Source organism: Actinokineospora spheciospongiae (assembly GCF_003182415.1).
GTDB classification, from domain to species: Bacteria; Actinomycetota; Actinomycetes; order Mycobacteriales; family Pseudonocardiaceae; genus Actinokineospora; species Actinokineospora spheciospongiae.
Genome location: NZ_QHCP01000001.1, coordinates 839811 through 863990, shown reverse-complemented (window position 1 = coordinate 863990; position 24180 = coordinate 839811). Strand labels below are relative to the sequence as shown.

At 72.6% G+C, this 24180-nt stretch carries 20 protein-coding genes and 1 pseudogene; 12 read left to right on the top strand and 9 right to left on the bottom strand.

Annotated features, from left to right (window positions below; translation table 11 throughout):
* From DFQ13_RS03490 to DFQ13_RS03455, 8 genes are read right to left on the bottom strand one after another with little or no spacing between them, the layout of a single operon-like run.
* Positions 1-855: an ABC transporter permease gene (locus DFQ13_RS03490; RefSeq protein ID WP_110078750.1), complete on the bottom strand. Its 855-nt coding sequence runs from the start codon at positions 853-855 to the stop codon at positions 1-3.
* Entirely contained in the window at positions 848-1930 is a 1083-nt protein-coding gene (locus DFQ13_RS03485; protein WP_181399817.1) for an ABC transporter permease, read from the bottom strand. Before DFQ13_RS03485 ends, DFQ13_RS03490 begins: the two co-directional genes overlap by 8 nt.
* Entirely contained in the window at positions 1927-2652 is a 726-nt protein-coding gene (locus DFQ13_RS03480; RefSeq protein WP_110078748.1) for an SDR family NAD(P)-dependent oxidoreductase, read from the bottom strand. The genes DFQ13_RS03485 and DFQ13_RS03480 overlap by 4 nt, the downstream gene beginning before the upstream one ends.
* Positions 2645-3433 carry a maleate cis-trans isomerase family protein gene (locus DFQ13_RS03475; protein WP_110078747.1) on the bottom strand — a complete coding sequence of 263 codons (789 nt, stop codon included), beginning with the start codon at positions 3431-3433 and terminating at the stop codon, positions 2645-2647. The genes DFQ13_RS03480 and DFQ13_RS03475 overlap by 8 nt, the downstream gene beginning before the upstream one ends.
* Complete coding sequence (locus DFQ13_RS03470; RefSeq protein ID WP_110078746.1) at positions 3433-4158, bottom strand: DUF2848 family protein; 726 nt, start codon at positions 4156-4158, stop codon at positions 3433-3435. Before DFQ13_RS03470 ends, DFQ13_RS03475 begins: the two co-directional genes overlap by 1 nt.
* A 13-nt stretch (positions 4159-4171) precedes the next feature.
* Complete coding sequence (locus DFQ13_RS03465) at positions 4172-4594, bottom strand: carboxymuconolactone decarboxylase family protein (RefSeq protein WP_110078745.1); 423 nt, start codon at positions 4592-4594, stop codon at positions 4172-4174.
* 6 nt (positions 4595-4600) lie between these two features.
* A complete protein-coding gene (locus tag DFQ13_RS03460) occupies positions 4601-6595 on the bottom strand; it encodes an oxidoreductase (protein ID WP_110078744.1) in 1995 nt (664 codons plus the stop codon).
* 1 nt (position 6596) lies between these two features.
* A complete protein-coding gene (locus DFQ13_RS03455; protein ID WP_161784514.1) occupies positions 6597-8246 on the bottom strand; it encodes an ABC transporter substrate-binding protein in 1650 nt (549 codons plus the stop codon).
* Positions 8247-8386: 140 nt separating this feature from the next.
* On the opposite strand from DFQ13_RS03455, the gene DFQ13_RS03450 reads away from it, so the two are divergent.
* The 4 genes from DFQ13_RS03450 to DFQ13_RS03435 all read left to right on the top strand — a co-directional run bounded on the left by DFQ13_RS03450 (position 8387) and on the right by DFQ13_RS03435 (position 12830).
* Positions 8387-10414: an oxidoreductase gene (locus DFQ13_RS03450; RefSeq protein ID WP_233438242.1), complete on the top strand. Its 2028-nt coding sequence runs from the start codon at positions 8387-8389 to the stop codon at positions 10412-10414.
* A gap of 15 nt (positions 10415-10429) precedes the next feature.
* Positions 10430-11176 carry an IclR family transcriptional regulator gene (locus DFQ13_RS03445; RefSeq protein WP_035286917.1) on the top strand — a complete coding sequence of 249 codons (747 nt, stop codon included), beginning with the start codon at positions 10430-10432 and terminating at the stop codon, positions 11174-11176.
* Positions 11176-12009: an HpcH/HpaI aldolase/citrate lyase family protein gene (locus DFQ13_RS03440; RefSeq protein WP_035286914.1), complete on the top strand. Its 834-nt coding sequence runs from the start codon at positions 11176-11178 to the stop codon at positions 12007-12009. The genes DFQ13_RS03445 and DFQ13_RS03440 overlap by 1 nt, the downstream gene beginning before the upstream one ends.
* Before the next feature lie 332 nt (positions 12010-12341).
* A complete protein-coding gene (locus DFQ13_RS03435; RefSeq protein WP_035286911.1) occupies positions 12342-12830 on the top strand; it encodes a ricin-type beta-trefoil lectin domain protein in 489 nt (162 codons plus the stop codon).
* Positions 12831-12971: 141 nt separating this feature from the next.
* Here DFQ13_RS03435 and DFQ13_RS03430 read toward each other — a convergent pair whose 3' ends face one another.
* A complete protein-coding gene (locus DFQ13_RS03430; RefSeq protein ID WP_035286908.1) occupies positions 12972-14021 on the bottom strand; it encodes a LacI family DNA-binding transcriptional regulator in 1050 nt (349 codons plus the stop codon).
* A 185-nt stretch (positions 14022-14206) separates the two neighbouring features.
* On the opposite strand from DFQ13_RS03430, the gene DFQ13_RS03425 reads away from it, so the two are divergent.
* The 8 genes and pseudogenes from DFQ13_RS03425 (at position 14207) to DFQ13_RS03395 (ending at position 24180) form a co-directional block, all read left to right on the top strand.
* A complete protein-coding gene (locus tag DFQ13_RS03425) occupies positions 14207-15718 on the top strand; it encodes a sugar ABC transporter ATP-binding protein (protein WP_035286906.1) in 1512 nt (503 codons plus the stop codon).
* 26 nt (positions 15719-15744) lie between these two features.
* The gene (locus DFQ13_RS03420; protein ID WP_233438255.1) at positions 15745-16782 is read left to right on the top strand and encodes an ABC transporter permease; all 1038 of its coding nucleotides are present in this window, start codon (positions 15745-15747) and stop codon (positions 16780-16782) included.
* Positions 16772-17776, top strand: a complete 1005-nt coding sequence (locus DFQ13_RS03415) for an ABC transporter permease (RefSeq protein WP_110078742.1) — start codon at positions 16772-16774, stop codon at positions 17774-17776. Before DFQ13_RS03420 ends, DFQ13_RS03415 begins: the two co-directional genes overlap by 11 nt.
* A 49-nt stretch (positions 17777-17825) precedes the next feature.
* On the top strand, positions 17826-18905 hold the full coding sequence (gene rhaS, locus DFQ13_RS03410) for a rhamnose ABC transporter substrate-binding protein (RefSeq protein ID WP_110078741.1): 1080 nt from the start codon (positions 17826-17828) through the stop codon (positions 18903-18905).
* 99 nt (positions 18906-19004) lie between these two features.
* Positions 19005-19280, top strand: a pseudogene (locus DFQ13_RS34335) (L-rhamnose mutarotase); the annotation flags it as partial.
* A 207-nt stretch (positions 19281-19487) separates the two neighbouring features.
* Positions 19488-20663, top strand: a complete 1176-nt coding sequence (rhaI, locus tag DFQ13_RS03405; protein ID WP_219994275.1) for an L-rhamnose isomerase — start codon at positions 19488-19490, stop codon at positions 20661-20663.
* A gap of 41 nt (positions 20664-20704) precedes the next feature.
* The gene (locus DFQ13_RS03400; RefSeq protein WP_110078838.1) at positions 20705-22744 is read left to right on the top strand and encodes a bifunctional aldolase/short-chain dehydrogenase; all 2040 of its coding nucleotides are present in this window, start codon (positions 20705-20707) and stop codon (positions 22742-22744) included.
* A complete protein-coding gene (locus DFQ13_RS03395; protein WP_110078739.1) occupies positions 22744-24180 on the top strand; it encodes an L-fucose/L-arabinose isomerase family protein in 1437 nt (478 codons plus the stop codon). Before DFQ13_RS03400 ends, DFQ13_RS03395 begins: the two co-directional genes overlap by 1 nt.

The following is a 24180-nucleotide window of genomic DNA, read 5'->3' as shown; positions in this document are numbered from 1 at the left end:
TCAACTCCCCTCCACCCGTCGCTGGATACCGCCCGCGAGCACGTTCAGGCTCGCGATGGCGAGGAAGATCGCCACGCCCGGCCAGATCGCGACCCACCACTGGCCGGTCGAGATGCCCTGGGCGCCGACCTGGACCATCGAGCCCCAGGTCGGGTCCGGCGGTGAGACGCCGATGCCGAGGAAGTTCAGCGCGGCGATGACGATCACGGCGTTGGCGGCGGTGAGCGAGCACTGCACCAGGCAGACGTCGACCACGTTGGGCATGATGTGGCGGAACACGATCCGCCGCGGCCGGGCCCCGGTGGCGACGGCGGCCTCGATGAACCGGCCGTCGCGGATGGCCAGCGCCTCACCGCGGATGAGCCGGATGAACCGGGGTCCGTTGATGATGACGATGGCGTAGATGATGTTCTGGATGGCGTTGCCGGTCAGCGACACGATGGTCACCGACAGCACGATCAGCGGGAACGACTGGAACGCGTCGAGCGCCCGCATGAAGCCCTCGCTGTAGCGGCTCTTGGTGCTCAGCGGCAGCCCGATCAGCAGGCCGACGACCAGTGACACCAGGGTGCCCAGCAGCGCCAGCACCAGGTCGCTGCGGCCTGCGGCCACGACCCGGGAGAAGACGTCGAACCCGTTCGCGTCGGTGCCGAAGACGTGCGACCCGGACGGCGCCTGCAGGACGTTGGCGGGGTCGGGGGTGACCGGGTCGTAGGGCAGCGGCGCGAAGAACGCCGCCAGCAGCATGACCAGCAGCAGCCCGCCGCCGATGCTGATGCCCGGGTTGGAGCGCAGCGCCCGCCACACCGAGTGCGCCGCCGAGGGGCGGACCGGGACCTTCGTGGTCTCACTCATAGCTCACCCTCGGGTCCAGGGCCAGGACCACCAGGTCCAGCACGAGGAACAGGGTCAGGGTCATCAGACCGGCGACGACCACGAAGCCCTGGATGATCGGCACGTCGACCTTGAGCACCCCGTCCAGCGCCCACTGGCCCATGCCGCGCCAGTTGAACACCCGCTCCACGATGGACGCGCCGCCGAGCAGCGAGCCGAACAGGATGGCGACGTAGGTGACGACCGTGGTCCGCGAGGCCAGGAACGCGTAGCGCACCACGGTGCGCTCGCGCAGGCCGCAGGCCCTGGCGAACTCCACCTGCGGGGTGGTCAGCGCCGTGCCCATGCTGCCGCGGGCGGTCTTGGCGAAGTACGACGAGTACACCAGCCCCAGCGACAGCACCGGCAGCGCCGCGTGCGACAGCGCCGAGCCCAGCGTGGTCCAGTCGCCGCTGAACAGGCTGCCGAAGATCAGGAACGAGTGCTCCGGGGCGCCCGCCTCGATGGGCAGCCTGCCGATGGGCGCCGGGGCCCAGCCGAGCACGAAGAAAAACAGGTAGATGCCCACCAGGGCCAGGAAGAAGTCCGGCACCGACTGCAACGCCGAGGTCAGGCCGGTCATCACCCGGTCCGGCCAGCGGCGGGCGAAGTAGGCGCCGACGACGCCGATCACCAGGCCCAGGCCGACCGCCACCAGCAGCGCCAGCACCACCAGTTCGAGGGTGTTGGGCAGGAACCGGGCGATGTCGTGCAGCACCGGCTCGTTGGTGAAGAACGAGGTGCCCAGGTCCCCTTGCAGCAGGTTGCCCCAGAAGGACAGGTAGCGGTCCCACAGCGGCTTGTCCAGGCCGAGTTGCTGGTTGACCAGGGCGACCTGCTCGGGGGTGGCGAAGTCGCCCAGGATGGTCACCGCCGGGTCGCCGGGGATGAACAGGACCAGCACGAAGGACACGCTGCCGAGCACGAACAGCGAGATCGGCACGATCACGATGCGGCGCAGCGCGTAGCGCAGGATCGGCCTGCGGCGGCGCTCGCCGCGCCGCGGGGTTCCCAGGCCGGGTCCGGAGACCTCGGCCTTGGTGGCGACGTCGCTCACAGGACGCTCACCCCGCCGTCGACGGGGAGGGTGTGCCCGGTGACCATGCCCGCCGCGGGCGAGGCGAGCCAGCGCGCGGCGGCGGCGACCTCGGCGGCGTCGACGACCCGGCCGAGCGGGATGGAGGCCAGCTTGGCCGCCATGTACTCGGCGTCGTCGACCACGTCGGCGGTCATCGGGGAGGGCACGATGGTCGGGGCGACGGCGTTGACCCGCACGCCCGCGCCCGCCCACTCCAGGGCGAGCACCTTGGTCAGGTGGATGACGGCGGCCTTGGTGACGCCGTAGACCGCGGAGCCCGCGATGGCGACCAGGCCACCGGTGGAGGCCAGGTTGACGATCGCGCCCCGGCTCTCGGCCAGCGCGGCGTACGCCGCCTGGCACATCCGGAGCGTGCCGTTGAGGTTGACGTCCACCACCGGCAGCCACACCTGCTCGGGCACGTCCTCGACGCGTCCCCTGGCGTTGATGCCCGCGTTGTTGACCAGCAGGTCGAGCCTGCCGAAGCGGTCCAGCACCTCGGCGACGGCGGCCCGGCAGGACTCCCCGGACCGCAGGTCCAGTTCGATCGAGTGGGCGGCGCCGGGCACCGGGTCTGCCACCAGGTCGGCGGAGACCACGGTGTGCCCGTGCTCGGCCAGGTCGGCGCACAGGGCGCGGCCGATGCCGCCCGCGCCGCCGGTCACCAGCGCGACCGGCCGGGTGTCGGTCGGGTCAGCCACCGCGCACCCCCGTTCCGACCGGCACGGCCCACCCGGTGCGGGCTGACTCGGGCAGCGGCAACGACATCAGCGCCGAGCCGGGGCTCAGCGGGCCGTCGACCCCGGCGAGGCGCAGCAGCGCCCACAGGGTGGCCAGGTTGCTGCTCACCGCAGCCCGGCCGGTGTCGGTCTCGACCGCCACGAGCGCGTCGAGCGTGCGCCAGTTGGTGCAGCTGATGACCACCGCGTCGGCGCCGGTGACGTCGAGGTCGCGGGCGGCGAGGTAGCTGGCGGTCGGTTCCAGCCTGCCCTTGGCCAGGTTGGACAGCACGTGCAGGTCGTTGCGGGAGACCACCTCGTACCCGGCCCGCGCCAGGTAGTCGGCGGCCCCGTCGGCGACGGCCGCCACGTACGGCGTGGCCACCGCGACCCGGTTCGCCGACAGCGCGGTGAGGGCGGTGGTCAGCGCCGAGCTGGCGGTGACCACCGGCACGCCGTGCCGCTCGGTGAGCCGGGCGCACATCGCGCGGTCCTCCTCCAGCCCGGCCAGGAAGCTGCCGGACGTGCAGGCGTAGGCGACCGCGTCGACCCCGGCGGAGGCAAGCTGCGCCACCGCGGCGTCGACACCGTCGCGCATGGCCAGCAGGCTGGCCACCTTGTCCTCCGGCCGGTCCACCTCGGCGACCGGCACCCGGGTGGCCAGCACGGCGACCCCGGCCGGGGCGTGCGCGGCGAACTCCGGCTCCACGGTGGTGTTGGTGGCGGGCACCACCACGCCCACCCGCGCTCTGCGTCCGTACATCAGCGCTCCTTCGGTCGGAGGGGGACCCGGAAGCCGGGCTCGATCTCGGCGAGCAGGTCGACGACCCGGTAGGACAGGTCCAGCCGGGCGCCGGTCCCCGGGTCGCGCAGCGCCGCGGTCCACCGCTCGCCGTGCCGGATGCGGTTGTCGATGCTGGTGTAGGTGCCGCAGAAGACCAGGTACGACTCGGGCAGCTCGGTCACTCGCTCACCGAGGACCTTCAGGATTTCCGGGGGCGGGAGGAACACCGAGGCCGGGCTGCTCTGGTACAGCTCGTCATCCACAGTGGACTCCAGCACCAGCCGGTCCCACACCGGTTCGACGTCGGCCCACCGCCAGACCCGCCCGCCGAGCACGCTGGGCGAGTACTGCTTGGACCAGAGGATCGACAGCCGCTCCAGCTCCCGGTCGGTGTGGTCGGAGCCGACCCCGACGTACAGCTCGCCGCCGGAGACCAGCAGGACCACCTCGGCCTCGCCGGAGGTGTGCCCGCTGTGCACCCCGACGACGTCGTCGGTGGTCACCGAGCCCACCGCCATCGGGTAGATCCGCGGGGCGGGCACGTCGAAGGCGATGCGCACCCCGACGTCGGCCACCTCCCGCTGGTGGGCCTCGGCGGCGGTGGAGTCCACCGTGGCCGAACCGAGGTTGTAGAGCCGGGTGGGCGAGGCCGACAGCGGCTCGTCCCCGCCCGGCGCGGCGACGCGGAGGCTGAACGTGGTCATCCGGTCGCCCCGCTCAGGACTCGTCGCCGAAGATCCGGCCGAACACGTGCGTGGCCTCCTCGACGGTGGGCACGCCGCCGGGCAGCGCGGAGAGCAGGATCGCCTCCAGCACCTCCCGACGGGACGCGCCCTCCTTCATGGCCCGCTGCGCGCTCCACACGATCCCGTCCGGATCGCCCTTGACCGCGGTGGTGATCCCGCACAGCACCAGGTACCGGGTCTTGAGGTCGAGGGCGCGGGGCTGCTCGGCGAAGAGCAGGTCCGAGGCCAGGTCGTCGTACTTGCGCAGGATCTGCGGGTCGACCTCGGCCATGAGCTGGTGCACCGGCAGCAGCCTGCCGCCGCGCTTGGCCCTGGCCCGCTCGACGATCTGCTCGTCGGTCATCTCGGCGCTGTCGGTCGGCGTGCTGGTGGTGGCTGTGTTGTCGGTCGACATGGCTGTTCAGATCTCCCGTCCGGCGAGTTCGCCTTCCCAGATGGCGTTGAAGATGCGGCGCGGCGAGACGCAGTCGCCGATCGCGCGCACCGGCAGTCGGCCCTTGAGGGCGTGGTAGAGCGCGTCGTCGGCGGCGTTGCCGGTGCTGAGCACCACCGCGTCGACGTCGGCGTGCGTGGTGGTCTCGCCGGTCCAGACGTCGCGCAGCACGACCGAGTCCTCCACCACCGCGTCGACCTCGTGGTCGGTGATGAACCGGATGCCCTTGCCCCGGACGCGGCGGTAGGTGGCCTGCAGGTCGCGGCTGGCCTCCAGGTCGGGGGCCACCTGCGGGAGCCGGGTCACCAGGGTGACCTCGTGCCTGCGGTCGGCCAGGTACTCCGCGGCCACGACCGGTTGGCGGGCGCCGGTGTCGTCGAAGATGAACACCCGCGGCCCGATCTGCGCCTTGCCCGACAGGGCCTCGGCGACGGAGTACACGTTCCACTGGTCTGCGCCGGGCACGGTCGTCCCGTCGCCCCAGGAGGCCGGGCGCAGCGAACTCCAGCCGTGCTTGAGCGGGGTCGACCCGGTGGCCACGACCACCTCGTCGAAGCCCTCGGCGAGCAGTTCCCCCGCCTCCACCCGGTGCTTGAGCTGCACTTGGACGTCGGTCCGGTCGAGCTGGGAGATCAGCCAGTCGGTGATCCCCTGCCACTCGGCGTAGGTCTCCGAGCGGCCGATCAGCCGCACCTGCCCGCCCAGCTCGGCGTCCTGCTCGAACAGGGTCACCCGGTGCCCGCGCTGGGCGGCGGTCAGCGCGGCGCGCATCCCGCCCGGCCCGCCGCCGACCACGGCGACCCGCTTGGCCGCCGGGGCGTCGGTCAGCGTGCCCACGCCCAGGGTCAGCTCGCGGCCGACCGCCGGGTTGTGCACGCAGGCCAGCGGCGAGTTGACGATGGAGGCCATGCACCAGTTCGCCCCGACGCACGGGCGGATCGAGGTCGTCTCGCCGTCGCGGGCCTTGTTGGCCCACTCCGGGTCGGCGATGAGCTGCCGCGCCATGCCCACCATGTCCGCCTGCCCGGCGGCGAGCACCTGCTCGGCCAGCTCCGGGGTGTTCATCCGGCCCACGACCACCACCGGCAGCTCGGGCACGGCGGCCTTGATCCGGGCGGTGTCCTCGACCTGGAACCCGGCGGGCTGCGGGGTGGCGCCGTAGATGTCCATCCGCTCGATGTAGGTGCCGCGGGTGACCGAGATGTAGTCGACCAACCCGGTGTCGGCGATGGCCCTGGCGATCCGGGCCCAGTCGGCGTTGGTGAGCCCGCCGGGGACACCGCCGTCGCTGCCGTTGATCCGGACGCCGACGATCTTGGTGCGGCCGGTCTCGGCCCTGGTCTTGGCGATGATGTCGAGGATCAGCCGCAGCCGGTTCTCGAACGACCCGCCGAACTGGTCGGTGCGGTGGTTGGTGGCGGGCGAGAGGAACTGCCCCAGCAGGTAGCCGTGCGCCAGGCCGTGCACCTCCACCCCGTCCAGGCCGCCCTCGACGGCGTGCCGGGCGGCGAGCACGTAGCCGTTGACCAGCTCGTCGATCTCCTCGTCGACCAGCACGTGCGGCATCTCGCGGTAGACCACGTCCGGCACCGACGACGGCGCCCACACCGGGAGCCGGTTGACCGTGCCGCTGGTCTCCCGGCCGCGGTGCCAGGGCTGGGCCAGCAGCAGCGTGTCGTGCTCGTGCACGGCGGCGGCCAGCTTCTCGTAGTTGGGCACCACGGCGGGGTCGAAGGCGAAGATCTTCCCCTTGTACGGCTGGGTCGTCGGGTGCACGGCCATCGCCTCCATGGTGATGACCCCGACGCCGCCGCGGGCGCGCTCGGCGTAGTAGTGCACGTGCTCGTCGGTGAAGTTGTGGTCCTTAACCAGTTGCGTGCTGTGCGCGGTCATCCACACGCGGTTCTTGGCGGTCAGCGGGCCGATGCGCAACGGGCTGAACAGGGTGGGGTAGTCGCTCATGTCAGGCCTTCTTCAAGGTGTGCACGAACATCTCGCCGTTCGGCGCGTGCTGGTAGTTGGTGAAGCCCTTGCGGACGGCGTGCACGAAGTCCCGGTCGACCAGGTAGATGAAGCCGGGGTTCTGGACCAGTTGGGCGGCGGCCCGCTTGTGCTGCTCGTCGCGCTCCGGGCCGGGCTGGGTCTTGCCCAGCTCGGTGGCGATCGCGTCCAGCTCCGGGTTCTTGTAGCCGAAGGTGTTGAGCTTGCTGAACGAGGAGTTGTAGAGGAACACCGAGTAGTACGGGTCGGCGACCGCGGGCGGCTCCAGGTAGAGCATCGCCTGGTAGCTGGCGTCCTTGAAGATCGTGTTGATCTCGGTGGCGCTGGCCACGGTCTGGATGCCCACGTCGATCCCGATCGCGGCGAGCTGGGTCTTGACCAGGATCGCGATCTGCTCGGCCTCCGAGCCGGGGCGGGCCGGGCTGATGTGCAGGGTGATGGACAGCGGGCCGACACCGGCCTGCGACAGCAGCGACTTCGCCTCGTCCACGTTGAAGGCGTAGGTGCCCTCGGGGCCCGGGTCGACGCCGTAGGCCTGGCTGATCCCGTACAGCGAGGGCTTGTTGAAGCCGCGGTAGACCGCGTCCACGATGGTCTTGCGGTCCAGCGCCAGCGAGATCGCCCTGCGCACCTGCGGCTTGGCCAGGTTCGGGTCCTTGGCGTTGAGCACCAGGGGAATCCGGTCGGCCGACGCGCAGGTCTGCACCTCGACGGCGGCGTTGCCCTTGAGCTGGGCGTACTGCTCGTACTGCAGCGCGGTGGCGTAGTTGGCGTTGCCGGTGGAGACGAGCTGGGCGCGGCTGGAGGCGTCCGGCACGGCCAGGAAGATCAGCTTGCGGACGTCGCCGCGCTGCCCGGTGTAGTTGGGGTTGGGCGAGAGGGTGAGCCGGTCGCCCGCCACGAACTCGGCCGGGGTCTGCGTCCACGGGCCGAAGGTGGCCGTGTTGGTGGACAGGTACTTCTTGGCCCACGGGTCGTCGGCGGTGGCGTTCTTCTTGGCCTCGGTGCTGTCCAGGACGCGGAACTGCGACCAGGTCAGGATCGCCACGTCCATCGCGGACGGCGCGTCGAGGACGATCTGGAAGGTGCGGTCGTCGACGACCTTGATCGGGTCGGTGGCGTAGTCGGCGACGTCCTGCATGAGCGTGCCCGGGGTGCTGACCTTCAGCGCGATGAGCCGGTCGACGGTCCACTTGACGTCGTTGGCGGTCAGCGGGTTGCCCGCGGCGCTCTTGACCTCGCGCAGTTTGACCGTGACGCTCTTGCCGTCGGCGGCGCGCTCGTAGGACTCGGCCAGCTCACCGGTCACCTGGCCGACGTTGGCCAGCGTGCCGCAGCCCTGGCCGGGCAGGCCCTCGGTGTCCCAGCGGAACAGCGAGCTGCCCAGCTCGAAGCCGATGTTGCGGGACGGGTCGCCCTGGTAGTCGGCCGGGTCGAGGCTGGTCGGCAGGCCGGTCAGGGCGTAGGTGAAGGTCTCGTTCGACCCGCCCTGGCCCGCGGACTGCCCACCTCCCCCGCCGCAGGCGCTCGCCGCGAGCGCGACGGCGGTCATCAGCACCCCAGCCCGCGCCGCCCGGCGCCGGATCGGTGTCGCGTGTGTTCTCTTCGCCATGCTGATCGCCATCCGAGACCTCGATCTGTTCCGCTCAGCGGGATTCGGTTGCTTTGTTGTTCCACATACCAATAGGCTCGGCGAGCGTTGTCAAGAGTCCACGAGAGACGAAACACATTCGTTCCGGTTGGACACCCACGGTGAACGGCCCCGATCTCGGTGCCGCGCACGACGGCGGGACGAGGAGGTCACCGGTGCTGCTGGACCCGGTCCGGGTGGGACGGTTGTCGCTGCGCAACCGCGTCGTGGTGCCCGCGCACACCACGAACTTCGCCGTCGACGGCCTGTTCTCCGCCCGGCACGTCGCCTACCACCGGACCCGGGCCGCGGGCGGGGTCGGCCTGATCGTCACCGAGGGGATGCGCGTGCACCCCACGAGCCTCGGGCGCACCACGACCGTCGCCGCGTTCGACGACCGGATCGTCCCCGCGCTGGCCGGGCTGGCCGACGCGGTGCACGCCGAGGGCGCCAAGCTCGCCGCGCAACTGCTGCACGTCGGCAGGCAGGCGGGCGGGCACCACGTGCTCACCGCCCCCTGGGGTGCCTCCGACCGGCCGTGGTCGGGCACCGCGGCCACCCCGCACCGGATGACCACCGCCGAGATCGCCGAGGTGGTCGCCGGGTTCGGCGCCGCCGCCGCCCGGGTCAAGGCGTCCGGGGTGGACGCCGTGGAAGTCCACCTGGGACACGGCCACCTGCTCCAGCAGTTCCTCTCCCCCGCCACCAACGACCGCGACGACGAGTACGGCGGCGACCCCGACCGCAGGCTCCGGCTGGCCCGCGAGGTGCTGACCGCGGTCCGAGCGGCCACCGACCTGCCGCTGCTGCTGCGGATCAGCGGCGACGAGTTCCTGCCCGGCGGCCTGGGCCTGCCGGAAATGCTCGACGCCGTCGGCGCGCTGCTCGCCGAGTTCCCGGTGGACGTGCTGCACGTCAGCCACTCCGCCTACGTCGGCTCGGTGAGCGTGGCGACGCAGATGGCCGACATGACCCACCCGCCGATGGCGTTCCGGCACCTGCCGAGGGCGTTCAAGGACGCCTTCCCCGGCACCGCCGTGCTCGCCGTCTGCCGGGTGGACACCCTGGACAACGCCGAGCGGATGGTCGCCGACGGCGACGCCGACCTGGTCGCGCTGGCCCGCCCGCACATCGCCGCCCCGGACCTGGTGGCCCGGCACCGCGACCGGCGGGCGGGGCGCGACTGCATCGCCTGCAACCAGGGGTGCGCGGGCAGGCTGGAACTGGGCCTGCCGATCGGCTGCGTGGTCAACCCCGAGGTCGGGCTGGAACGGGAGTGGGCCGCGCTGCGCACCGCCGCGGCGGACGGCCCGCGCCGCCGGGTGCTCGTCGTCGGCGGCGGGCCCGCCGGGATGGAGGCCGCGCTGGCCGCCGCCGGGGTGGGCCACCGGGTGACCCTGGTCGACGCGGCTTCCCGGCTGGGCGGCGCGCTCACCCTCGCCGCCGTCCTGCGGTCCGGTTACCGGCTCTACGTCGACCAGCTCGCCGCGGCCGTGCGGGCTTCCGGCGCCGAGGTGCGGCTGAACACCACCGCCGATCCCGACCTGCTCGCCGAGGGCTGGGACCACGTCGTCCTGGCCACCGGCGCGGTCGAGCGGCCCGAACCCGGGGACGTGGACTTCCCCGCGCTCGCGCTGCGCGCGGTCGTCGAGGACCCGGCCCGCGCGGGCGGGCACGCGGTGCTGGTCGACACCGAGGGTTCAACGACCGGCCTGGCCCTGGCGGAGCTGCTGCTCGACCGCGGCAGCCGGGTCACCCTGGTCACCGACCGACCCGCCCTGGCCTGGCGGGTGTCGCTCTACACCAGGCCCGCCCTGGTGGAGCGGCTGCGCGGCCGGGACTTCTCCGCCCTGCTCATGCGGTCGCCCGTTCGGGTGACGGAAGGTTCTATGATCTTGGCCGATCCGCTGTCCGGGCGGACCCAGGCGGTGGACGGCGTCTCGTCGGTGGTCTTCCTCCGACCGCCCACCGCCCTGGCGGACCTGGCGGGCCCGCTGCGCGACCTGGGCGTCGGGCACACCGTCGTCGGGGACGCCCACGCGCCCCGCTCCGCCCTGGAAGCCGCGTTCGACGGCAGGCTCGCGGGCCTGGCGGCGACCGGCGGGGCACAGACACCAGCAGCCGCGGCCGCGCTCCGCGGCAGGTTGTGACGAGAGGACAACGCGATGCAGTCGGTGGAACGGGTGGCCGGGGTGCTGCTGTGCTTCACCAGGGGTGAGCCGGAGCTGGGGGTGACCGACATCGCCCAGCGCCTGGACCTGCCCAAGAGCGCCGTGCACCGGGTGCTGGAGGCGCTGACCAAGACCGGGCTCACCACCAAGGAGCAGGAGCGGGGCCGCTACCGGCTCGGCCCGAGGGCCACCGAGCTGAGCTTGGCGACCCTCGGCACCGTCGACGTCCGGGCGCTGGCCCTGCCGGTCATGGAGGAGCTGCGCGACACCACCGGTGAGACGGTCACCCTCAGCTTCCTGATCGGCTCGATGCGCGTGTACGTGGCGCAGGCCGAGAGCAGGCAGGACGTCCGGATGACCGTCGAGGTCGGCAGGCGGGCCCCGCTCTACGCGGGCGCGTCCGGCCGGGCGCTGCTGATGACCTTCACCGAGACCGAGCTGGACCAGTACCTCGACGAGGTCGAGCTGACCCCGCTCACCGAGCACACCGTCCGCGACCGCGACACGCTGCGCGAGGTGCTGGCCGCCGACCGGGCCCGCGGCTACGCCGACAGCCGGGGCGAGCGCGACGCCTACGCCGCCGCCGTCGCCGCACCCATCACCGGCCGCGGCTCGCGGGCCTTCGCCTGCTTCAGCGTCTGCGGCCCGCACGCCCGACTGGCCGAGGCGGCCCGCGAAACCTGCGGCCCGGCCGTCGTCGCCGCGGCGGCCACCGTCTCCGAGATGCTCCGGGGGACCTGATGCCCGCCCGCTCCTACCTCTACGTGCCCGGCCACCGACCCGACCGGGTGCCCAAGGCCGCGGCGTCGGCCGCCGACGCGGTCATCATCGACCTGGAGGACGCCGTCCCGGTCGCGGCCAAGGCCACCGCCCGGGCCGCCGCGGCGGCGGCGCTGCGGGCGGGGTCGGGTGGAACGCCGCTGTGGGTGCGGGTCAACCCGGGCGCCGACGACCTGGCCGCCGACCTCGCGGCGGTGGTCGGGCCGGGGCTCGCCGGGGTGTGGCTGCCCAAGGCCGAACCCGCCGCACTGGCCCGGCTCGACGACCTGCTCACCGGGTTGGAACGCGAGCGGGGTCTGCCGGGTGGCGCCGTCCCGGTCGTGGCACTCGTGGAGACCGCCGCCGGGGTCCTGCACGCCGAGGAGGTGTGCCGCGCGCCCCGGGTGGTCCGGCTCGGCATCGGCGAAGCCGACCTGGCGGGCGAACTGCGGGTGCGCCCGGACCCCGACCGGACCGAACTGCACGGCGTCCGGTTGCAGGTCGTGCTGGCCTGCGCCGCCACCGGCCTGCCCGCCCCGGTCGGCCCGGTCGAAACCAACGTCACCGACACCGACCGGCTCGCGCACACGACCGCGACCCTGCTGCGCCAGGGCTTCCGCGCCCGCACCGCCCTGCACCCGCGCCAGGTCCCGGTGATCAACGCGGGTTTCACCGCCACCGCCGAGGAGGTGGCCGCCGCCGAGGCACTGCTGGCCCGCGTCCCGGCCGACGAGTCGACCGCCGTGGACCCCGACGGCCACTTCCTCGACCCGGCCGTGCTGCGCACCGCCCGCGAAACCCTCGACCGCGGCTGACGGCCGGACCTCCGACCGCGCCGGCAGCCGGTCATCACGTCCGGCGAGCCGCCACACCCACGAACTCCCGGCTCCGTTCCCAAGAGTGCACCGCGACCACCGGAACACCCACCGCGGAGGTGCCGGTGCACGATGGCTTGACGCGGGGACCCGGGGAACGGATGCGGTGCGTGGTGCCCGTCATTCACCTGTACCGCAACGGGTTTGCTTTCCCGCCCACACGTGTCGCGCCGTTGACCGTGCCGACCCGCCCCGTTCTACTTGGTGGGCCGCAGGTTCGGCGATCCGGGCCGCCGGTCACGTTGCCCGGAAACACTCGAGAGGTGGATCTCATGGCATTGCGGAAGACCCTGGTCGCCCTGGTGGTCGCGGGTTCGGCGGCGGTGTGCGCGCCGACCGCAGGCGCGGAGGTGGCGGGAGCCGACGTTCCCGCCGCGCGGGAGACCGTGGCGGTGATCGAGAGCGCGAACGGTTCGGAGGACGTGTGGTTGCAGACGCTCTGGGACACCAAACCGATCATCGTGGAGGACTTCCGCGGCAACGCTCGGCAGGTGTGGGCGTTGGGCAGCGGTGACAACCTCATCAGGAACCTCGGCACCGGTCTGTGCGCGGCCGCGATCGGCGGCGTGCTGAAGGGCCGCGCGTGCGATCCCGGCGACCCGGGCCAGTTGTGGTGGCGCGAGGGCAGCGGGAACTCCCGGGTGATCGTGAACGACGAGTTCGGCACCTGCGTGACCTACGACGGGCACGAGCGCAGCCCGCGCCTGGAAGGGTGCGACTTCGGCGACCCCGACCAGCGCTGGTACATCAACGAGCAGTAGCGCGGGCCGGAGGTGCGTCCTGGCTGTCGGGTCATCGTCTGACGATCCACCCGACGCCAGGACGTGGCGGTCACGACCCGGATCAGGTCAGCACGGCGAAGGTCGACAGGGCCCGGGACACAGGATTCCCCCGGTCGGCGGTCAGGGGGTTTGACTGGAGGTGCGGACGACCAGCTCAGGGGTGAAGAGGACCTGTTCGTGCACGTGGTCGGGGTCCTGGACCTCGCGCAGCAGCAACTCCGCCGCCGTGGCGCCGAGTTTGCGGCGGGGCTGGCGGACCGAGGTCAGCGGGACGGCCGCGGCGGCGGCGAACTCGATGTCGTCGTAGCCGACGATCGCCAGGTCGTCCGGGACCCGGATGCCGGTGGTGACGCACTGTTGCAGCAGGCCCAGCGCCAGGAGGTCGTTGGCGCAGAACACCGCCGTGGGGCGGGTCGCCGCGGGCAGGCCCGCCAGTCGTTGCCCGGCGTTGCGTCCTTCCGGGACGGTCAGTGCGGTGGTTTCCAGGTGCAGCAGGCTGTCCGGGGGGCGGCCCGCTGCGGCCAGGGCGCGTTCGGCGCCCTGCTTGCGGTCGCGCACCTGCCCCAGGGTGAGGGGGCCGCCGACGAAGCCGATGCGCTCGTGGCCGCGTTCGACGAGGTGGCCCAGGGCCAGTTCCCCGCCCAGGCCGTCGTCCACGGCGACCGAGCAGTGGGTGGTGTCGCCGCCGCGGGTGCGGTCGACGATGACGACCGGGGTGCCGCGGCGGGGCAGTTCGTCGAGGATCGCCGCGTGCGGGTCGGCGGGGGTGATCAGGATGCCCTGCACCCGCTGCTGCTCCAGGCGGGTCAGGTAGGACAGTTCGCGCTCGGCGCGGTTGTCGCTGTTACACAGGAACACCGACAGGTCCTCGGCCTCGGCGACCTCCTCGATGCCCTGGGCGACGTCGGTGAAGAACGGGTTGGCGCCGTCGAGCAGGACGTAGGCCAGGGTGCGGCTGCGCCCCGCGCGCAGTTGCCTGGCGGACTCGTTGCGGACGAAGCCCAGCTCGCTCATCGCGGTCTCCACCCGCAGCCGGGTCCGCGCGCTCACCAGCTCGGGCCGGTTCAGCACGTTCGACACCGTGCCCAGCGAGACCCCGGCGGCGGCGGCGACGTCCTTGACGCCCACCTGCCGGTGCCCGCCTGCCGACCCGCGGTCGGACACCGTCATGCGACCCCCTCTTTGAAACGTTCATGTGGAGCGCGGCGAGTGTAGCCCGGCCAGCCGTGGCGGGAAAGCGCCGGTCACCGCGCTGATCAGCAACGACACCCCTTGACGGTTGTGACCGCCGACATATACGTTCCCGGCACTGAATTGAAACCTTTCATTGTCACTCCAGTTACGGAGGTGCCGCGATGGCGCGGCCGGACGCCACCCCCCTGCTCGAGGTCTGCGACGTCGTGAAGTCCTTCGGCGCCGTCGCGGCCGTCCGCGGGGCCTCCTTCCCCCTGTACGCCGGAGAGGCGCACGCGCTGGTGGGCGAGAACGGCGCGGGCAAGTCGACCGTCGTGAAGGTGCTCGCCGGGGTGCACCGACCCGACGGGGGCACCCTCCGCGTCGACGGCAAGCCGGTCGACTTCGGTACGCCCGGTGAGGCCAAGGCCGCCGGGATCGCCGTCATCTACCAGGAGCCGACGCTGTTCCCCGACCTGTCGGTGGCGGAGAACATCGCCATGGGCAGGCACCCGACCGGTCGCTTCGGCGGGATCGACCGGGCCGCCATGCGCCGGGAGGCGCTGGCGCTGTTCGAGCGGCTCGGCGTGCGCGTCGACCCGGCCCGCCCCGCCCGCGGTCTGTCCATCGCCGACCAGCAGATCGTCGAGATCGCCAAGGCGCTGGCCGGGCGGGCGAGGGTGCTGGTGATGGACGAGCCGACCGCCGCGCTGACCGGGGTCGAGGTGGAGCGGCTGTTCGCGGTGGTGCGGGCGCTGCGCGCGGACGGCGCCGCGGTGCTGTTCATCTCCCACCGGTTCGAGGAGATCACCGCGCTGTGCCAGCGGGTGACGATCATGCGCGACGGCGCGCACGTGTCCACCGACCCGATCGAGGACCTGACCGTTCCGGAGATGGTCCGCCGGATGGTCGGCCGCGAACTGGGCGCGCTGTTCCCCAAGCAGGACGTCGACCCCGGCGAGGTGGTGCTGGAGGTCAGCGGCCTGCGCCGGGCGGGGGTCTTCACCGACGTCACCTTCCAGGTCCGGGCCGGGGAGATCGTGGCGCTGGCCGGGCTGGTCGGCTCCGGGCGCTCAGAGGTCGTGCAGGCGGTGTTCGGGGTGGACGGGCGCGACGGCGGCACGGTCCACGTCGACGGCCGCGCGGTCAGGGCGGGCTCGCCGCGGGCGGCGATGGCCGCGGGCATGGCGCTGGTCCCCGAGGACCGCAGGCAGCAGGGGCTGGTGATGGACCTGTCCATCCAGCGCAACGTCACCCTGCCCCGATCCGGGGCGCTCGCGGGCTTCGGCCTGCTCCTGGGCGGGGCCGAGCGGCGGGAGGCGCGGCGCTGGACCGAGCGGTTGCAGACCAAGTACGGCGACCTCGGTGACCCGGTCGGCACGCTGTCGGGCGGCAACCAGCAGAAGGTGGTGCTGGCCAAGTGGCTGGCCACCAGGCCCAGGGTGCTCATCGTCGACGAGCCCACCCGCGGCATCGACGTCGGCACCAAGGCCGAGGTGCACCGGCTGATGTCGGAGCTGGCAGCGGACGGGGTGGCGGTGGTGATGGTGTCCTCGGAGCTGCCCGAGGTGCTGGGCATGGCCGACCGGGTGCTGGTTATGCGCGAGGGCCGCGTCGTCGCGGAGATCGACCGGGCGGACGCCTCCGAGGAAGCGGTCATGTTCGCCGCGATGGGGCAGGGGGTGGTCGCGTGACCGCGCTCGACACCGCGCCCGCACCCGTGCGGGTCACCTCCGGCGCGTCCTGGTGGTCGTCGGTGGTGCGGGCCCGCGAGCTGGGCATCGTCCTGGCCCTGGTCGCGCTGGTCGGCTGCACCACCGTCGCCAACCCGCGGTTCCTGTCCGGGCAGAGCATCCGCGACATCCTGCTCGGCACCTCGATCCTGGCCGTGCTGGCCGTGGGCCAGGCGGTCGTGATCATCACCCGCAACATCGACCTGTCGGTCGGGGCGGTGCTGGGCCTGAGCGCGTTCACCGTCGGCTCGCTGGTGCAGGACAACCCCGGTCTGCCGGTGGTCGTGGCGCTGCTCGCCGGGCTGGCGGTCGGCGGGGTGTGCGGGCTGGTCAACGCCGTGCTCGTCCGCTACGGGCAGGTGCCCGCGCTGGTGGTCACGCTCGGCACGCTCTACGCCTACCGCGGCGCGACCTACCTGTGGGCGGGCGGTCAGCAGATCACCGCCGACGAGCTGCCGCGCGACTTCCTCGGCTTCGCCGACGCCTCGCTGCTCGGCGTGCCGTGGCTGGTGGTCATCGCCGTGGTGGTGACCGTCGCCGCGGGTGTGCTGCTGCGCAACTACCGCCTGGGCCGCGAGCTGTACGCGATGGGCTCCAGCCCGGAGGCGGCCACCCTGGTCGGCATCAAGGTCGGCCGCAACACCCTGGTCGCCTTCGCCACCAGCGGCGCGCTCGCCGGGCTGGCCGGGGTGCTGTTCGCGGTCCGGTTCGGCACCGTGGACGCCGCCGCGGGCACCGGCTACGAGCTGAACGTGGTCGCCGCCGCCGTGGTCGGCGGGGTGGCGGTGTTCGGCGGCAGCGGCACCGTGTGGGGCGCGGCGCTGGGCGCGCTGCTGCTGACCGTCATCGGCAACTCCCTGGCCGTGCTCGACATCGACCAGTTCTGGCAGCAGGCCATCGTCGGCGCGCTGATCCTGCTGGCCATCGCGGTCGACCGGTTGGTCGCCCTGCGCACCGCGCGGGCATTGAAGACGCGGGCACTGAAGACGCGGGCACTGAAGAAGGGCGGCTCCCATGTCGACTGACCGCGCGCCGCGGCTGCTGTCGCGGATCTCCTGGTGGGACGCGGCGATCATCGTGGTCACCGTGGTGGTGCTGGCGGTGGCCGCCGGGGCGGTGGACAACTTCGGCACCGGCCGCAACTTCGGCTTCCTGGTGCTGGACCTGCTGCCGATCGCGCTGATCGCGCTGCCGATGACGTTCGTGGTCATCACCGGCGAGATCGACCTGTCGGTGGCCAGCACCCTGGGCCTGACCTCGGCGGTGCTCGGGTCGCTGTGGAACCGGGGTCTGCCGATGGAGACCATCATCCCGCTGTGCGTGCTGCTGGGGGCGGTGCTCGGCGCGGTCAACGGCCTGTTCGTCACCGTGTTCAAGCTGCCCTCGCTGGCGGTCACCATCGGCACCCTGGCGCTGTTCCGCGGCCTGGCGTTCGTCGTCCTCGGCGACGGCGCGGTGGCCGACTTCCCGGCCTCGTTCACCTCCTGGGTCACCGGCACCACCGGCAGCACCCCGATCCCGAACGTGCTGGTGCTGCTGGTCCTCTTGGCCGCGGTGGCGGGTGTGGTCCTGCACGCCACCCCGGTCGGCCGCGCGGTGTTCGCCGTCGGCGCCAACGAGCAGGCCGCCCGGTTCTCCGGCATCCGCGTCGACCGGCTCAGGTTCTGGCTCTACGTGGTCAGCGGCGCGGTCGCGGGCCTGGCCGGGGTGCTGTGGACGCTGCGCTACTCCAGCGCCCGCGCCGACAACGGGCTGGGCCTGGAACTGGCGGTGGTGGCCGCGGTCCTGCTCGGCGGGGTGTCGATCTTCGGCGGCCGGGGCGCGCTGCCGGGTGTGCTGGCGGGCGTGGTCCTGCTGGCCACGTTGCAGAACGCCCTGCGCCTGTCGGACGTGACCAACGAAGCGCTCAACGTCGTCACCGGGGTGCTGCTGGTCGTCTCCGTGCTGCTGCCGAACCTGGGCCGCTCGCTGCGCGCCGCGCTGCGCCGCAGGCGGCACCGCGTGGTCCGGCAGACCTGACCCGCACCCCTCCCCCACGATCCCCGAACGTCCCAGAGAGGCGACAACGATGTCCCGTACCCTCACCTCCCGCGCCGTGGCGGCCGCGGCGGCGGCCACGCTGGCCGTCGGGTTGACCGCCTGCGGCGGCACCACCAAGGGCTCCGACTCCGGTTCGGCCCCCGGCGGCACCGCCGCGGCCGCCACCGCCGACCCGAACGCCGCGCTGCGGGAGGGCCTCAAGGTCGCGTTCCTGCCCAAGCAGCTCAACAACCCCTATACCGACATCGAGGTGGGCGGCGGCAAGACGGCGCTGGACGAGCTGAAGGGCGAGTACAAGCTGGTCGGGCCGAACGACGCCAGCGCCTCCTCGCAGGTCAGCTACATCAACACCCTCATCCAGCAGCAGCAGGACGTCATCGCGGTCGCCGCGAACGACCCCAACGCGGTCTGCCCCTCGCTGAACCAGGCGCGCGCCGCCGGGATCAAGGTCGTGTCCTTCGACTCCGACGCCGCCAAGGACTGCCGCGACGCCTTCGTCAACCAGGCCACCACCCAGGGCATCGGCGACAAGCTGGTGGAGATGACCAAGGAGCTGGCGGGCGGCTCGGGGGAGATCGCCATCCTGTCGGCGACCCCCAACGCCACCAACCAGAACGCCTGGATCGAGGTCGTGAAGACCGCGCTGGCCAAGCCGGAGAACGCCGGGTTGAAGCTGGTGAAGATCGCCTACGGCAACGACGACGACCAGAAGTCGTTCCAGGAGGCCCAGGGCCTGCTCCAGTCCTACCCGAACCTCAAGGTGATCGTCTCGCCGACCACCGTGGGCATCGCCGCCGCCGCCCGCTACGTCAGCTCGTCGAGCTACAAGGGCAAGGTCGCGATCACCGGCCTGGGCACCCCGAACGCCATGCGCGAGTACGTCAAGAACGGCACCGCCACCAAGTTCGCCCTGTGGAACCCGGCCGACATCGGCTACCTGGCCGCCTACGCGGGTGTGGCGCTCAAGTCTGGGCAGATCACCGGCAAGCAGGGTGAGAAGTTCAAGGCGGGCAAGCTCGGCGAGTACACCATCGGCGCGGACGGGGAGATCGTCCTCGGCCCGCCGACGGTCTTCGACGCCACCAACATCGACCAGTTCGACTTCTGACCGCCCGGCGGGCCGGGTCGCCCCGGCCCGCCGCGGCCCGACCGGTGAGGAGATCCGGTGCGGCGGTACTGCTTCTGCCTACAGGTGCGACCCGAGCGGATGGCCGAGTACGTCGAGCGGCACCGGGCGGTGTGGCCGGAGATGCTGGCCGCGCTGCGCGACACCGGCTGGCACGACTACGCGCTGTTCCTGCGCGCGGACGGCCTGCTGGTGGGCCACGTGCGCGCGGAGTCGCTGGAGGCCGCCCAGGCCGCGATGGCCCGCACCGAGGTCAACGCCCGCTGGCAGGCGGAGATGGCCGGGTTCTTCGCCGACCTCGGCGACCGCGCGCCCGACGAGGGCTTCCTGCTGCTGGAACCGGTGTTCGACCTCGACGAGCAGCTAGGCCGTGTTTCGAAAGCCCGTGTTCGCGATAGCCGCGCCGAGGCGGCCCCTGGCGGCACGGGACGAGGACACCGATACAACCCCGGTATCGGCGCCCTCGTCCCGCACCACCAGGAACCACCTCGATCACGACTCTCATCGAACGAGACTTCCGAAACACGACCTAACCCGCCCCACCCCGGCAACCCGAGAGGTGACGTGATCGCCGTGCCCGACCTGTCCGCAGTCAAGCAAGCCCTCGCCGCACAGCGCATCGAGACCCCGTCCTGGGCCTTCGGCAACTCCGGCACCCGGTTCAAGGTCTTCGCCCAGCCCGGGGTGCCGCGCACCCCGGAGGAGAAGATCGCCGACGCAGCCACCGTGCACCGGTTCACCGGAGCCGCGCCCAGCGTCGCCCTGCACATCCCGTGGGACCGGGTCGACGACTACGCCGCCCTCGCCCGGTACGCCGGGGACCTCGGGGTCAGCGTGGGGGCGATCAACACCAACGTCTTCCAGGACGACGACTACAAGCTGGGCTCGGTCACCAACCCGGACCCGGGCATCCGCCGCAAGGCCACCGACCACCTGCTGGAGGCGGTGGCGGTCATGGACGCCACCGGTTCGCGCGACCTCAAGCTGTGGTTCTCCGACGGGATCAACTACCCCGGCCAGGACGACCTGCGCGACCGCCAGGACCGGCTGGCCACCGCCCTGCGCGAGGCCTACGACCGCCTCGGCGACGACCAGCGCATCCTGCTGGAGTACAAGCTGTTCGAGCCCGCCTTCTACGCCACCGACGTCCCGGATTGGGGCACCTCGTTCGCGCACTGCGTGGAGCTGGGGCCCAAGGCGACGGTGTGCATCGACACCGGCCACCACGCGCCGGGCACGAACATCGAGTTCATCGTGGCGTTCCTGCTGCGCCAGGACCGGCTCGGCGCGTTCGACTTCAACTCCCGCTTCTACGCCGACGACGACCTGATGGCGGGCGCGGCCGACCCGTTCCAGCTCTTCCGGATCATGTACGAGATCGTCCGGGCGGACGCGCTGGACCCGGCCCGGGGCATCAACTTCATGCTCGACCAGTGCCACAACATCGAGGCCAAGATCCCCGCGGTGATCCGCTCGGTGATGAACGTGCAGGAGGCCACCGCCAAGGCGCTGCTGGTCGACCGCGCCGCCCTGGCCGCCGCCCAGCGCTGCGGGGACGTGCTGGAGGCCAACGCGGTGTTCATGGACGCCTACAACACCGACGTGCGCCCGCTGCTGGCCGAGGTGCGCGCCGACCAGGGCCTGGACCCGGACCCGGTCGCCGCCTACAAGCGCAGCGGGTACCAGGAGAAGATCACCGCCGACCGGGCGGGCGGCGAGCAGGCGGGCTGGGGCGCGTGACCCCGGCACCCACCAACCCCACACAGGACAGGAAGGCGGACATGCCCGAGCAGTCCCCGGCGGCCGAGCTGGTCGCCCGCAGCAACGCCCTCGGCGCTGACCCGCGCAACACCAACTTCGCCGGGGGCAACACCTCGGCCAAGGGCAGCGTCATCGACCCGGTGACCGCCGCGCCCACGGAACTGCTGTGGGTCAAGGGTTCCGGCGGCGACCTGGGAACTCTGGCGGAGTCCGGGCTGGCCGTGCTGCGGCTGGACCGGCTGCGCGCCCTGGTCGAGGTGTACCCGGGTGTCGAGCGCGAGGACGAGATGGTCGCCGCGTTCGACTACTGCCTGCACGGCCGGGGCGGCGCCGCCCCGTCGATCGACACCGCCATGCACGGCCTGGTCGACGCCGCGCACGTCGACCACCTGCACCCCGACTCGGGCATCGCCCTGGCCACCGCGGCCGACGGGGAGGCGCTGACCAAGGAGTGCTTCGGCGACCGGGTGGCCTGGGTGGACTGGCGGCGGCCCGGGTTCCAGCTCGGGCTCGACATCGCCGCGGTGAAGGCGGCCAACCCGCAGGCCATCGGCGTGATCCTGGGCGGGCACGGCATCACCGCCTGGGGCGAGACGTCCGAGGAGTGCCGGGCCAACTCCCTGGACATCATCCGCACCGCTGAGCGGTTCCTGGCCGAGCGCGGCTCCGCTGAGCCGTTCGGCGCGGTCGTGCCCGGCAACGAACCGCTGCCCGAGGCCGAGCGCCGGGCGAAGGCCGCCGCGCTGGCCCCGGTGGTGCGCGGTCTGGCCTCCACCGACCTGCGCCAAGTCGGCCACTTCACCGACAGCGACGCCGTGCTGGAATTCCTGTCCCGGGAGAAGCTGGCACCGCTCGCGGCGCTGGGCACGTCGTGCCCGGACCACTTCCTGCGCACCAAGGTTCGCCCGCTGGTGCTCGACCTGCCCGCCGCCGCCCCGGTCGCCGACGTCGTCGCCCGGCTGCGCGAGCTGCACGCGGACTACCGCGCCGAGTACCGCGCCTACTACGACCGGCACGCCGCCCCGGACAGCCCGCCGATGCGCGGCGCCGACCCGGCGATCGTGCTGGTGCCCGGGGTCGGCATGTTCAGCTTCGGCAAGGACAAGCAGACCGCCAGGGTGGCGGGCGAGTTCTACGTCAACGCCGTTAACGTGATGCGCGGCGCGGAGTCGGTGTCGACCTACGCCCCGATCGACGAGGCGGAGAAGTTCCGCATCGAGTACTGGGAGCTGGAGGAGGCGAAGCTGCGCCGGATGCCCGCGCCCGCCCCGCTGGCCGGGCGGGTCGCGCTGGTGACCGGCGCCGGGTCCGGCATCGGCAAGGCCATCGCCGAGCGGTTGGCGGCCGAGGGCGCCTGCGTGGTCATCGCCGACCTCGACGCCGCCGCGGCCGAGGGCGTGGCCGAGGGCATCGGCGGACCGGACAAGGCGGTCGCGGTCACCGCCGACGTGACCGACGCCGAGGCGGTGCGGGCCGCGGTGGACGCCGCCGCGCTGGCCTTCGGCGGGGTGGACCTGGTCGTCAACAACGCGGGCCTGTCCATCTCCAAGTCCCTGCTGGAGACCACCGAGCGGGACTGGGACGTGCAGCACGACGTCATGGCCAAGGGCTCGTTCCTGGTCGCGCAGGCCGCCGCCCGGGCCATGGTCGCCCAGGGCCTCGGCGGTGACATCGTCTACATCTCGTCGAAGAACTCGGTGTTCGCCGGGCCGAACAACCTCGCCTATGGCGCGGCCAAGGCCGACCAGGCGCACCAGGTCCGGCTGCTGGCGGCGGAACTGGGTGAGCACGGCATCCGGGTCAACGGGGTGAACCCCGACGGGGTCGTGCGCGGTTCCGGGATCTTCGCGGGCGGCTGGGGCGCGCAGCGGGCCGCGGTCTACGGCGTGCCGGAGGAGGAGTTGGGTGCCTTCTACGCCCAGCGCACCCTGCTCAAGCGCGAAGTCCTGCCCGAGCACGTCGCGGCGGCGGTCTTCGCCCTCACCGGCGGCGACCTCAGCCAGACCACCGGCCTGCACATCCCGGTGGACGCGGGCGTCGCCGCGGCCTTCCTCCGCTGATGGGCGCCGCCGGGGTCGCGGGCCTGGAGCGGATCACCCCGCGCAGGACCCGGGTCGGCCTGATCGCGGGTGGGCTCGGCGCGTACTGGCCGCAGTTCCCCGAGCTGCTGCCCCAGCTCCAGCGCTCCGCGGCGGCGGTCGCGGAGCGGTTGGGCGCGCTGGACTGCGAAGTCGTCGACGTCGGGTTCGTCTCCGATGAGCGCGAGGGCGCCGCGGCGGCCGAGCGGCTGCGGGTGGCCGACTGCGACCTGATCGTCGGCTTCCTCACCACCTACCTGACCGCCTCGATGCTGGTCCCGGTCGCGCGGCGCAGCGGGGCGCCGGTGTTACTCATCAACCTGCAACCGACCGAGGCGATGGACCACGCCACCTTCGACACCGGGGCGTGGCTGGCCTACTGCGGGGCCTGCCCGCTGCCGGAGATGGCCAACGCCTTCCGCCGGGTCGGTGTGGAGTTCCGGTCGGTGTCCGGGTACCTGGCCGACGAGCGGGCGTGGGCGCGCATCGGGCGGTGGGTCGCGGCGGCGGGGGTGCGCGCGGCGCTGCGGCACGGCAGGCACGGGCTGCTGGGGCACCTCTACCCCGGGATGATGGACGTGGCCACCGACCCCACCCTGGTCACCGCGCAGTTCGGCGGGCACGTGGAGGTGCTGGAGGTCGACGACGTGCGGGTCCGGGTCGAGCGGGTGACCGACGCCGAGGCCGCCGCCAGGGTCGCGCTCGCCCGCGAGGTGTTCACCCTCGACGAGTCCGTGGCCGACGACGACCTGGAGTGGGCGGCGCGGGTGTCGGTCGGGCTGGACCGGCTGGTCGAGGACTTCGGCCTGGACTCGCTGGCCTACTACCACCGCGGCCTGGACGGGGAGGTGCACGAGCGGGTCGGCGCCGGGATGATCCTGGGCTGCTCGCTGCTGACCGCCCGCGGCGTCCCGGCCTGCGGGGAGTACGAGCTGCGCACCTCGCTGGCGATGCTGATCACCGACCGGTTGGGCGCGGGCGGGTCGTTCACCGAGTTGCAGGCGCTGAACTTCCGCGACGGCGTGGTGGAGATGGGCCACGACGGCCCGGCGCACCTGGCGATCAGCTCCGGCAGGCCGCTGCTGCGCGGCTTGGACGTGCTGCACGGCAAGCGCGGCTGGGGCGTGTCGGTGGAGTTCGACGTGGCGCACGGCCCGGTCACCCTGCTGGGGCTGGGCCAACAGCGCGACGGCACGTTCACCCTGGTCGCAGCGGAGGGCGCGGTGGTGGGCGGGCCGCTGTTGCGGATCGGCAACACCACCTCCCGGGTGGACTTCGGGCGCGACCCGGCGGAGTGGACCGACGAGTGGTCGGCGACCGGCGTCGCGCACCACTGGGCGCTGGGCACCGGGCACCGGGTGGCCGAGCTGGAGGCCGTGGCGAGCCTGCTGGGGCTGGAACTGGTGGTGGTGCGGTGA

Excerpts from the sequence above, each read along its gene's own strand:
- DFQ13_RS03490 (WP_110078750.1), bottom strand. The coding sequence starts at position 855 with ATGAGTGAGACCACGAAGGTCCCGGTCCGCCCCTCGGCGGCGCACTCG.
- DFQ13_RS03475 (WP_110078747.1), bottom strand. The coding sequence starts at position 3,433 with ATGTACGGACGCAGAGCGCGGGTGGGCGTGGTGGTGCCCGCCACCAAC.
- DFQ13_RS03470 (WP_110078746.1), bottom strand. The coding sequence starts at position 4,158 with ATGACCACGTTCAGCCTCCGCGTCGCCGCGCCGGGCGGGGACGAGCCG.
- DFQ13_RS03465 (WP_110078745.1), bottom strand. The coding sequence starts at position 4,594 with ATGTCGACCGACAACACAGCCACCACCAGCACGCCGACCGACAGCGCC.
- DFQ13_RS03460 (WP_110078744.1), bottom strand. The coding sequence starts at position 6,595 with ATGAGCGACTACCCCACCCTGTTCAGCCCGTTGCGCATCGGCCCGCTG.
- DFQ13_RS03455 (WP_161784514.1), bottom strand. The coding sequence starts at position 8,246 with ATGGCGAAGAGAACACACGCGACACCGATCCGGCGCCGGGCGGCGCGG.
- DFQ13_RS03445 (WP_035286917.1), top strand. The coding sequence starts at position 10,430 with ATGCAGTCGGTGGAACGGGTGGCCGGGGTGCTGCTGTGCTTCACCAGG.
- DFQ13_RS03440 (WP_035286914.1), top strand. The coding sequence starts at position 11,176 with ATGCCCGCCCGCTCCTACCTCTACGTGCCCGGCCACCGACCCGACCGG.
- DFQ13_RS03435 (WP_035286911.1), top strand. The coding sequence starts at position 12,342 with ATGGCATTGCGGAAGACCCTGGTCGCCCTGGTGGTCGCGGGTTCGGCG.
- DFQ13_RS03430 (WP_035286908.1), bottom strand. The coding sequence starts at position 14,021 with ATGACGGTGTCCGACCGCGGGTCGGCAGGCGGGCACCGGCAGGTGGGC.
- DFQ13_RS03425 (WP_035286906.1), top strand. The coding sequence starts at position 14,207 with ATGGCGCGGCCGGACGCCACCCCCCTGCTCGAGGTCTGCGACGTCGTG.
- DFQ13_RS03415 (WP_110078742.1), top strand. The coding sequence starts at position 16,772 with ATGTCGACTGACCGCGCGCCGCGGCTGCTGTCGCGGATCTCCTGGTGG.
- rhaS (WP_110078741.1), top strand. The coding sequence starts at position 17,826 with ATGTCCCGTACCCTCACCTCCCGCGCCGTGGCGGCCGCGGCGGCGGCC.
- DFQ13_RS03400 (WP_110078838.1), top strand. The coding sequence starts at position 20,705 with ATGCCCGAGCAGTCCCCGGCGGCCGAGCTGGTCGCCCGCAGCAACGCC.
- DFQ13_RS03395 (WP_110078739.1), top strand. The coding sequence starts at position 22,744 with ATGGGCGCCGCCGGGGTCGCGGGCCTGGAGCGGATCACCCCGCGCAGG.